Consider the following 10,722-nt stretch of genomic DNA (forward strand, 5'->3'; position numbering starts at 1 on the left):
ACATATGGTGCTAGGGGAGATTCTTTCAATAGGGTTTAGCACTGATTAAATTACCAAATTAAACCTTTTTCACATTATGAGAAAACTATTACAGTTTCTTAACGAGGATTTTATTGAGCATAAAAAATCGATAAAATACTCCCTTTGGGCGTCCACAGCGCTCGTGTTAATTAGCCATCAGTCATTAGGTAATCCGATGTCAAAATTTGCTGATGTGTCAAGTTATGTAGTCAACACACAGATTACGCAAAACCCTGTTCGAGGAAAAGTTCAGGATGCCGCGACTAAAGAACCCATCGCTGGAGCAACAATTAGAGTCGTGGGAAAGACTTTAGCGACCTCTTCCGATGCGGAGGGTAATTTTCAGATTGATGCAGCCTTAAATGATGTATTGGAAATTACCTATGTCGGTTTTTCAAAGCAATCTGTGAATGTGACATCAACATCACTTCCACTAATTGTTGGGATGCAAGGACAAACTGGTGATTTGGATGAGGTAGTTGTGACAGGATACAGCACACAACGTAAAAAAGATCTGACCGGATCTGTTTCAGTTGTGGATGTTAATCAATTAAAAAGTACACCAGCCGCAAGTGCTGTAGAATCTTTACAGGGACGCGCTACAGGAGTTCAGGTTGTTACAGATGGTGCTCCTGGTGCAACTCCTCAGATAAAAATTCGTGGATATAGTACAATCAATAATAATGAACCATTATATGTCATCGATGGTGTACCTTATGAAGGAAAATTAAGTTGGCTGAATCAAAACGATATTGAAAGCCTGCAGGTCCTAAAAGATGCATCCGCAGCTTCTATATATGGTTCACGAGCCAATAATGGGGTTATCATTGTAACCACCAAATCAGGTAAAACTGGTAAACCTCAAATTAACTTTGATAGTTATTATGGTGTACAATCTCCAAATAAGAGCCGTTTTCCAAAAATGCTGAGTCCACAACAAATTTTAGATATTAATAATGGTCTTAGTAAAGGGAATGAAGTTTTACCGGATTATCTGCTTGCTGGGGCTAAAATAGGAGCTTCAATCACTGCTGCTGATGTTGATATGTCTAAATATAATTATGCAGACAATAAAGAAGAGTTTTATCAAATTACCAAAGCAAATAAGGCTGGTACCAATTGGTTTGATGCATTATCGAGAAATGCACCTACACAATCTTATCAATTAAGTGCTACAGGAGGAGGGGAAAATGCTTCTTATGCAGTCTCTGGAGGTTATTTAGGGCAAGAGGGGACAATTATCCATACTGGATTTGAACGTTTTAATGTGCGGTCAAACACCAATTTCTCAGCTTTTAATAAAAGATTGCGTTTTGGCGAAAATATGCAATATAGTATGACAAAGGGACATGGTATAGGAGTAAACACAAATACAGCAGGTGATTATATCGGTGAAGGAAGTGCTTTAGGTTTTGCTTACCGGATTAAAAATATTATTCCTGTCTATGATGAAGGAGGTAATTTTGCGGGATCTAAAGGTGGTTGGGGAAATGGCGAAAGTCCAGTTGCTATTGCTTATCGTGCAAAAGACGATGTGAACAAAAGTAATTTGTTTTTTGGAAATGCTTTTGGGGAATATGATATCATTAAAGGTCTGACGTTTAAAACAAGCTTTGGTATCAAATATGAAAACTATTATTCAACAGATTATACTTATCCAAATTTAGAGTTTCAGGAAGGTAGTGCAAATAATGGTGTTACAGAAACGTCTGGTTATAATACCGAATGGACCTGGACTAATACATTAAATTACAAGGCTAATTTTAATGATATTCATAAACTAAATATTTTATTGGGTACTGAGGCTATTGATAATACATATCGTCAGGTTCAGGGTAGAGGAAATGACTTTTTTATCAGTGATAATACCGATTTCTTTTACGTGAGTGCTGCTGCCAAAAAATCTGGTGAAAGTGAAGGTGCTTTTGGTTCCTTATTTTCCATTTTTGGAAAGGTAGATTATTCGCTGATGGATCGCTATATTTTTAGTGCTACAGTTCGACGTGATGGATCTTCTAACTTTGGTTCGAATAATAAATATGGTACTTTCCCAGGAGTAAGTGCTGCTTGGCGTCTATCCGAGGAAAATTTTATGAAAAGCGCTACTTGGTTAAGTGATTTAAAGGTTAGAGCGGGTTATGGTATCACAGGAAATCAACGCATACCATCTTTTCAATATCTAAAAAGATACCAGCTTTCGCAAAATTCATCTTCTTATCCGATAAACAGTGCATTGGTGAGCGGGATGTGGATTAGTGATTACCAAAATGAGAATGTAAAATGGGAGCAGGTAAAATCACTGAATATCGGTCTAGATTTTTCAATATTGAATGGAAAATTTGACGGATCATTCGATTGGTATAATAAAAAGACTTCCGATATGCTCTTTGCTTTGCCACTTCCAGCAACTGCGGCAGGTAGGGGTGCATCACCTTATTTGAATATTGGTGATATGCAGAATCAGGGAATTGAACTTTCTGTCAATTACCATCATCAGCAAAAAGATCCAGAAAAATTTAATTTTGATTTAGGCGTGAATTTTTCTAGAAATAAAAATGAAATCTTGTCCTTAGCCCCTGGAGTGGATGAAGTGATTTATGGTGCATTTAGAAGTATGGAAACTTCTGTTATGAAGACAGGTCAACCATTTGGTGCATTTTATGGATATCAGGTAGCTGGAATTTATCAAAATGCGAGTGAATTGGTTAATTTGCCATCTTACGATAAAGCACGTGTTGGCGGTTTTAGATATCAAGACTTAAATGATGATGGTAAAATTGATGCCAATGATAGAACGGTGATCGGAAGTCCTCATCCTGATTTTACCTATTCGATTAATTTTAATGCTAATTACAAAAATTTTGATATGATGATGTATTTCTACGGATCTCAGGGGAATCAGAATTATGAAGCAACACGTTATTTTACGGATATGGGTGTGTTTGATGGACAAAAAAGCGTTCGTGTATTGGATGCATGGTCAGAAGAAAATACTTCAGGTAAAGTTCCTAAGCAGGAATTACCAGGCTATGCTTTTGTAGACATCGAATCAGCTTCATCAACTTATTATATTCAAGATGCAAGCTTTTTTAAAATGAAAAATCTGCAAGTCGGTTATAACTTCAAAACTGAAAAATTATTTGGTGCTGACACGGGAATTAAAAAATTGCGTGCTTATTTGGGTGTAACCAATTTGTTTACGATAACTAAATATGAAGGATTAGATCCTGAAATTACGGCAACACCTTCAAAATATCCAGCATTGGGTGTAGATTTTGGGGTGTATCCACAATCTAGACAATATATGTTGGGCGTGAGTTTAGGATTTTAATTTAATTTTTAAAGTAAGTAAAATGAAAAATATAAAGATATTAATTGGTATTGCTGGGTTAGCAGTCGTGGGGATAAGTGGTTGTGGTAAAGGTTTTCTGGAGAAAAATCCTCAAGGTCAACTCATCGAAGAGCAGGTCAGTATTAAGAAAGGTGTGGAGTCCTCATTAATAGGTGCTTATGCTATACTAAATGGAAATGTTAACGGTACCTGGGGTAACTATGCTTCGGCACCTAGCCAATGGGTTTTTGGAGAAATGATATCGGATAATGCGCACAAAGGCTCTACTCCAACCGATCAGCCTAACATGAATAGTTTAGTGAACTTTGCTCCATTTTCATCAAATGATAATTTGAGTACAATGTGGCAGGTATATTATGAAGGGGTACTTAGAGTTAATAGTACTTTAAAATTACTGGCTCAGGATCAATCAGCAGGTAAAACTGTTCCAGCTGAGCGTGCTAAACAAATTGAAGGAGAAGCGAAAATGTTACGCGCCCATTATTATTTTCTGCTTTGGCGCGTATTCAAAAATATTCCTGTTATTGATGAAAATGTATCGATAGAGGATGCGAAAACGATTAAAAATGATCAAGATATTTTACCTTTAATCGAAAGTGACCTTAAAACTGCTGTTGCAAACTTACCTACAACCAAAATTAATAGTGAGGCTGGACGTATGGATCAATTTGCTGCGAAATCATATTTAGGAAAGTTTTATCTGTATCAGAAAAAATATAAAGAAGCACTTGATTTATTTAAAGATGTTTTATCAGGAAGGGATATTACTGCTATGCCATTTCAAGATAACTATGATGTATTGAAAGAAAATGGTCCTGAAGCGATCATGGTGGCTAAACATGTTATTAATCCAGATGGTTCAGGAGACAATGCTAATGTTGGAGATATGTTAGGCGGTTTAAATGGCGGACCTGTTGGTTGCTGTGGATTTTATCAACCTAGTATTGATTTAGTCAATGCTTATAAAGTGGATGCAAATGGTCTTCCTTTATTAGATGGTTCTTATCGTACTAATCCGTATATTTCAGATTTGACATTGACAGGCGCTGCTCTCGATAATTATAAAGTTAACATTAATTTACGTTTTGATCCACGATTAGATTATACCGTTGGTAGAAGAGATGTTAGTTATTTGGATTACGGAATTTTTCCTGGAGATCCTTGGTTAAGATCTGATAAAGGAGCGCGCCCCCATGCTGGACCATTTTCAGGACTGAAAACAATGATTCCCAAAGCACTCTTTTCTGGTCATACTTCAAATGATGGAGCTTATTTGACTGATTTAGATGTTAACATTATCAGATTGGCTGATGTAATCTTAATGGCAGCTGAATGTGAGGTCGAATTGAATAACTTATCTGAAGCTTTAAAGTATGTTAATTTCATCCGCTTAAGGGCAGCAAAATTACCAGGTAAAACGACCTCTGATGGTTCTCCGGCAGCAGTATATGTTGTAAAGCCGTATCCAACTTTTTCTTCGCAGGATTATGCACGTAATGCAGTTCGTTTTGAGCGTCGATTAGAACTGGCAATGGAAGGGCACAGGTTTTATGATCTGGTAAGATGGGGGACTGCAAAACAAGTAATTGAGAGCTACTCTGCATTTGAAGGTGGGTTTTTGCCCACATTTAAAGGGATTACATTTACACCCAACAAGAATGAAATTTTCCCTATTCCTCAAGTTGAAATCAATGCAAGTATGGGCAACTTAAAACAAAATACAGGTTTCTAATAGTAGTAAAACAAATAAATAGTAAAAGGGTTCTTCATATACTGAAGAACCCTTCTTTATTCTCGATTATTAAGTTAGAGAAATTTAGTATTTGATTGTTAGCATTTAAGTAATAAGGTCTTTCTACAAAATATTTTAAATACCATTAAAGTTGCTTTAAATCATTAATAAATGCATCGACATATTGTTCGTCTGTTGCCCATGATGTTATTAATCTAATGGCAGCATTGTCGTCATCTATTTCTTTCCAAACAAAGAACAAATAATTTTCGTGGAGTTTTGCAATCATATCTTTGGGTAAAATAGGAAAGATCTGATTTGTAGTTGAATTTGTTAAGAAAGAAAAACCTTTGAATTTTACAGTTCTTGCTATTTTCATGGCCATTTTGTTAGCATGATCTGCCAATTCGAAATATAGGTCTTCCTTGAATAATTCAAGAAATTGTATCGCAAGTACACGTCCTTTCGCTAACATTGCACCTCTTTGTTTCAGTACATAATCAAAATCTTCTGCCAGATGCGGATCTTTAAAAATAACAGCTTCGCCTAATAATGCACCATTTTTCGTTCCACCGATATAGAATACATCTGTTAATTTTGCAACATCAGCGAGTGTTAAATCATTATCTTGAGCCATTAAAGCGTGTCCCAATCGAGCACCATCAAGAAATAACAACAAATTATGCGAAAGACAACATGCTGCCAGATCTTCTAATTCTTTTTTGAGATAGATCGTGCCGATCTCAGTTGAATTGGAAATATAAACCATCCGAGGTTTTACTACATGTGGTTTTAGTGCATATTCTTGCAATGCTCTTTCAATAGCAACTGGATTAAGTTTGCCATCAGCGGTTTCTACAGTAATTACTTTATGGCCGGTTGCCTCAATAGCTCCTGTTTCATTAGCCGAAATATGTCCGGTTTTAGCACTGATCACCGCTTCATGGGGGCGTAAAAGAAAAGAAATAACAATTAGGTTGGTCTGCGTGCCTCCGGAAAGAAAATGTATGGTAGCTTGTGGGTTATTGAACTTATTTTTTAAAATATCTTTTGCTTGGATAGCATATTCATCTTCTCCATAACCAAGTTGTTGAACAAGATTTGTTTCTATTAATTTATTGAGAATATTTGGGTGTGTACCCTCAGAATAGTCATTTTTGAAATTGTACATTTTTTTATTTTAATATAACCAAGATAGAAGAGGCATAGTGGTAAATAGCTTCCTTCATTATTTATAACTTACAGCGCCACTCAATAGATCTGTAAAGATAAAATATAATTAATGATTTTATAACAGGTTAAATTTCATTGAATCGTCACAAGTTCACAATTAAATAGGCTAAACCATATCGGAATGATCTATATTAAGCCAAAAAACAAAAAATCACGGAGTGATAGTTCCGTGATTTTTAGATTTTATATGAAGGACGATATTTAACCCTTTTTCTTCTTCATGGTCATCTTAGCTTTTTTGCCGGCACCATAATTATATGTTTTACTATTACTTTCTTTCTTTTGATGGAAAGCTGCACCACGTGTTCCATCATTATCATCATCAATTAATGAGGTATTTCCCTTTTTTGCACTGTAAATTGATAATTTTTCTGGTAAATCAAGAACTTCCATTTTTTGACCTACTGTATGCTCAATTTTTTTGATTTCAGGTAACTCCAAATCTGTTGCAAAAGTAAATGACAGTTGCTCTTCTGTATTTGATTTAATGATTCGTTGTATAAGCGTATCGTTATTCTCGGGGATTTCAAAATGAAAAATATACGGTATTCCCGACAGATCTAATACTTCAGTTCCTTCATTGGCAACGATTAAGATCCGATGAGCATCCTCTTGTTTAAATAATTCGATGTCAGAAATGCTTTTATCTTCAAAAAATAAAGGGTTAAATATAACGATCTCATCGTTATATTTACGGTGTAAGCTTTTCCCTAATTTTTGTGCAGTAAGTTTACTATTAACAAAAATGATCACTTTATCAAAAACTTCGTTGTCCAGCATTAAGCTGTTGAGAAGATTGATTTTAGTTGTGAAATTTGGAACCTGATATAGGAACATATCATTTACATTAAGTTTTTCTGCAGCAAGTTCTTCTACTTCGATCAGGGCTGGTGAAACCATAAAACCATCAATCATCTGGTGCAATTTTTCATGCTCCACTGTACTAAAAACAAGATGCTGACACTTTTTAGCACTTTGAACAAGTTCTTTCACCGGAGTTATCATACCATTTTTAATTACCTCTTCTGCATCATCGATAATTATGGTATGTATTAAATTAAGATTTAAGCCCAATTTAAGGTAGACAGCTCTTGCTCTATTTGGAGTAGAAACAACGATTTCAACACCATCGACAAGTTTTTCAATTTCTTGCTCCATACTACCTCCAGCACGTAATCCAATAATACTAAGGTCTTTATTTTTACTGATCAAATAAAATTGATCAACAATAGCCTGAACACATTCTTGATCAGGAGCTAAAATCAAAACTTTTGGAGCATCAGGAACGTTGAATTTAAGTCCAGAAAGTACACTTAGGATATAAGTTGTCGTTTTACCTGAACCGTCAGGACCTATAGCGATAATATCTTGGCCTCCTAATATCCGAGACATTGATTTCACTTGTATTTCCTTGGGTGTTAAATAACCCAAACTTTCCATGGATTTTTGTAACCGCTTGCTTAATTTTAATTTATCGAAAGACACCTTATTGTCGTATTTAATGAATAATGGACAAAGTTACTTAAAAAATAATTGCAAATAGATGCTTATGGTTCTTTATGGAATATAACTAAATTCAGAGATTTAAAAGCGAAATTTATAGCAGCACCAGTAAAGGTAAAACTACTTTATTTATGACATCATGATAGTTTTCTTCAATTTAGCCTTAAACCGTTCTCAAAATAAGCCATTACGTTTTTCTTATTACCTTATTATGGTTATCTTTAAAAGGAGTCAAAATCATTAGAGAAAGGAATGGAAATGGTCACAGAATTAGAAAAATATTCATTGGTATTTCAACCCTGTGAAAAGGGTATTCAGATGGTAAGGTCAATCAAAGAAAGTTTAAAGAACAAGATTGGATGGTTTTCCAGTTGTCACTCATTGGCACATATTACAATTTGTGAGTATCTCGCGGATCGTGCGACTTTATCAAAGATAAAAAAACAAGTCACAGAGATTCTTAAATATGAAAATTCACAATATGTCTATTTCGATGAATATAGCGCTTTTCCAAAAAATGGTGCTTTTTTCATTGCTCCAGCATTAAAATCTAAACAGTTCTTGAAAAATAAAATGCAGGCCATAACCAGTATCGATTTTGATACGGAAATGTTTAAAAGTACTGAACCTCATTTGACAGTTGGGCGTAAGTTGGATCAGGAAAAGCTTGCAGTAGCTTTTGAAAATTTCAAAGCAATAGATTTAGATTTTTTTTGTTCTAGTATTTTCTTGCGAAGATTTAATCCCATTAGAAAACAATATGATACAATAGAAGAATTTAAATTTGGCAATCTTCCTAAACCTCCTAAAGAAGAGGGACAGTTGTCTTTTGATTTCTAATAAAAGGATAAAAATGTAGTTTTTCGTTTTAGGATTTATATCTTTATTTCCGCAAGATAGATGGCATATTAACGACATAGCAATCCTAATGAGTAAAGATCCTTACCAGCATGAAAAATCTCTTTCAGATGTGCACGAAAGTGTTGAAATCAGTAAGGGCAAATCAAAAATAAAAAAAATCCTCAGTTTTTTTGGACCGGCCTATTTAATTAGTGTAGGTTATATGGATCCTGGGAATTGGGCTACAGATTTAGCCGGGGGAAGTCAGTTTGGCTATGCCCTATTATGGGTTTTGTTGATGAGTAACATCATGGCTTTACTCTTGCAGAGCCTTTGTACCCGTCTAGGAATAGTGAGACGAAAAGATCTCGCACAGTGTAATCGGGAGACATACCCAAAGCGCATGAATTTTGTGCTTTATATCTTGGCAGAAATAGCAATCGCGGCCTGTGATCTCGCGGAAGTATTGGGAATGGCGATCGGATTAAACTTACTTTTTGGAATAGATATCCTTTGGGGCGTATTAATCAGTTTTGCAGATACATTTTTGATTATGTATCTACAGAAGTTAGGTATGCGAAAGATGGAACTTTTCATTATTGGTCTAATTACGATGATTGGTCTGTGCTTTATGGTAGAGATGTTTTTAGTTCAACCTGATTTCGGTGAAGTAATGACCGGCTTTATTCCAAGCTTACCCAATAGCGCTGCACTTTATATTGCAATAGGAATTATCGGAGCTACTGTAATGCCACATAATTTGTATTTACATTCAGCCTTGGTACAAACGCGAAAAATAGACAGAGATGACCATTCCATAAGAAAAGCACTCAAATATAATTTTTTTGATAGTGCAATTGCTTTAAATCTAGCCTTTCTGGTCAATGCCGCTATTCTCATCCTCGCATCAGCCGCTTTTCATAAAAACGGAATGCATGATGTAGCAGATCTGGAAGATGCTTATCACTTATTGGGGAAAACATTAGGAACAGATCTCGCTCCTAAATTATTTGCAGTAGCGTTGATATTGGCAGGTCAAAGTTCTACCGTAACTGGAACCCTTGCAGGACAGATTGTAATGGAAGGATATTTGAGATTACGGATCAGTCCCACCCTCCGAAGAATTATTACTAGATTATTAGCAATTATACCAGCAGTATTGGTCATATTAATTGCTGGAGAATCTCAAGTTGGCTCTTTATTAATTTTTAGTCAGGTTATATTAAGTATGCAGTTGGCATTTGCAGTTATTCCATTAATTCATTTTGTAAGTGATAAGGAAAAGATGGGAAATTTCGTTATAAAGCCTTATATGCAAATATTGGCATGGCTTATAGCTATTATCATCGCCGTACTTAATATCAAACTGGTATATGAGGAAATCTCAACATGGATTATTAAATATGATGTACTCTGGTTAACTATTTTATTAATTCTTGGGGCCGCAGGTATGATCGTTTTGTTGATTATGACCTTTATTTATCCTATACTTCATAAAAATAGAGCAATTGTATTGGATGTCCACCCCCCATTTGAAGATTTAAAGTTTGATGAACCCATATCGTTCAATAAAGTTGTACTTGCTTTGGACTACTCAACTTCAGATACAAAAGCAGTACAGTATGCCCTTTCTATAGCTAATACGAATTCTCATTTTATCTTGGTGCATATTGTTGAAAGTGCAGGCGTGAAATATACGGGAGAAAGTACGGATGACTTAGAGTCTAGACAAGATCTGGAAAGATTAGAGAAATATGCACATTTCTTTTCCGATAGAGCTTATCAAGTTAATTTTGAACTGGGTTATAATAATCGGGTTGCTTCTATTGCGAAGATATGTGAACAATATGAGGCTGACCTATTAATTGTTGGGAGCCATGGACATACGGGAGTTAAGGATTTTGTTTTCGGAGAAACTGTAAATAAATTACGACATGCAGTGAAAATACCCGTTTTTATTGCGCAATAACCTGAAATGATAATTATTTAAGATAAAAGATACTTAAACTGTTAACGATCTTTTTTATATTAGAGAATAAGA

6 protein-coding genes are annotated in these 10,722 nt (G+C 35.2%); 4 read left to right on the top strand and 2 right to left on the bottom strand.

Annotated elements, in window-relative coordinates:
• Positions 1 to 76: 76 nt before the first annotated feature.
• Positions 77 to 3,352: a SusC/RagA family TonB-linked outer membrane protein gene (locus EDF66_RS13440; RefSeq protein ID WP_132843222.1), complete on the top strand. Its 3,276-nt coding sequence runs from the start codon at positions 77 to 79 to the stop codon at positions 3,350 to 3,352.
• A gap of 22 nt (positions 3,353 to 3,374) precedes the next feature.
• Positions 3,375 to 5,105 carry a RagB/SusD family nutrient uptake outer membrane protein gene (locus tag EDF66_RS13445; protein ID WP_132843223.1) on the top strand — a complete coding sequence of 577 codons (1,731 nt, stop codon included), beginning with the start codon at positions 3,375 to 3,377 and terminating at the stop codon, positions 5,103 to 5,105.
• A 145-nt stretch (positions 5,106 to 5,250) separates the two neighbouring features.
• Here EDF66_RS13445 and EDF66_RS13450 read toward each other — a convergent pair whose 3' ends face one another.
• Together EDF66_RS13450 and EDF66_RS13455 are read right to left on the bottom strand one after the other, a co-directional pair.
• The gene (locus EDF66_RS13450) at positions 5,251 to 6,276 is read right to left on the bottom strand and encodes a threonine aldolase family protein (protein WP_132843225.1); all 1,026 of its coding nucleotides are present in this window, start codon (positions 6,274 to 6,276) and stop codon (positions 5,251 to 5,253) included.
• Positions 6,277 to 6,539: 263 nt separating this feature from the next.
• Complete coding sequence (locus tag EDF66_RS13455; protein ID WP_259193748.1) at positions 6,540 to 7,778, bottom strand: DEAD/DEAH box helicase; 1,239 nt, start codon at positions 7,776 to 7,778, stop codon at positions 6,540 to 6,542.
• A gap of 321 nt (positions 7,779 to 8,099) precedes the next feature.
• Between EDF66_RS13455 and EDF66_RS13460 the strand changes: the two genes are divergently transcribed.
• On the top strand, positions 8,100 to 8,681 hold the full coding sequence (locus tag EDF66_RS13460) for a 2'-5' RNA ligase family protein (protein WP_132843228.1): 582 nt from the start codon (positions 8,100 to 8,102) through the stop codon (positions 8,679 to 8,681).
• An 88-nt stretch (positions 8,682 to 8,769) separates the two neighbouring features.
• Positions 8,770 to 10,650 carry an Nramp family divalent metal transporter gene (locus EDF66_RS13465; protein ID WP_132843230.1) on the top strand — a complete coding sequence of 627 codons (1,881 nt, stop codon included), beginning with the start codon at positions 8,770 to 8,772 and terminating at the stop codon, positions 10,648 to 10,650.
• The last annotated feature ends 72 nt before the right edge of the window (positions 10,651 to 10,722 follow it).

It is taken from the genome of Sphingobacterium sp. JUb20 (assembly GCF_004342035.1).
Classification (GTDB): domain Bacteria; phylum Bacteroidota; class Bacteroidia; order Sphingobacteriales; family Sphingobacteriaceae; genus Sphingobacterium; species Sphingobacterium anhuiense.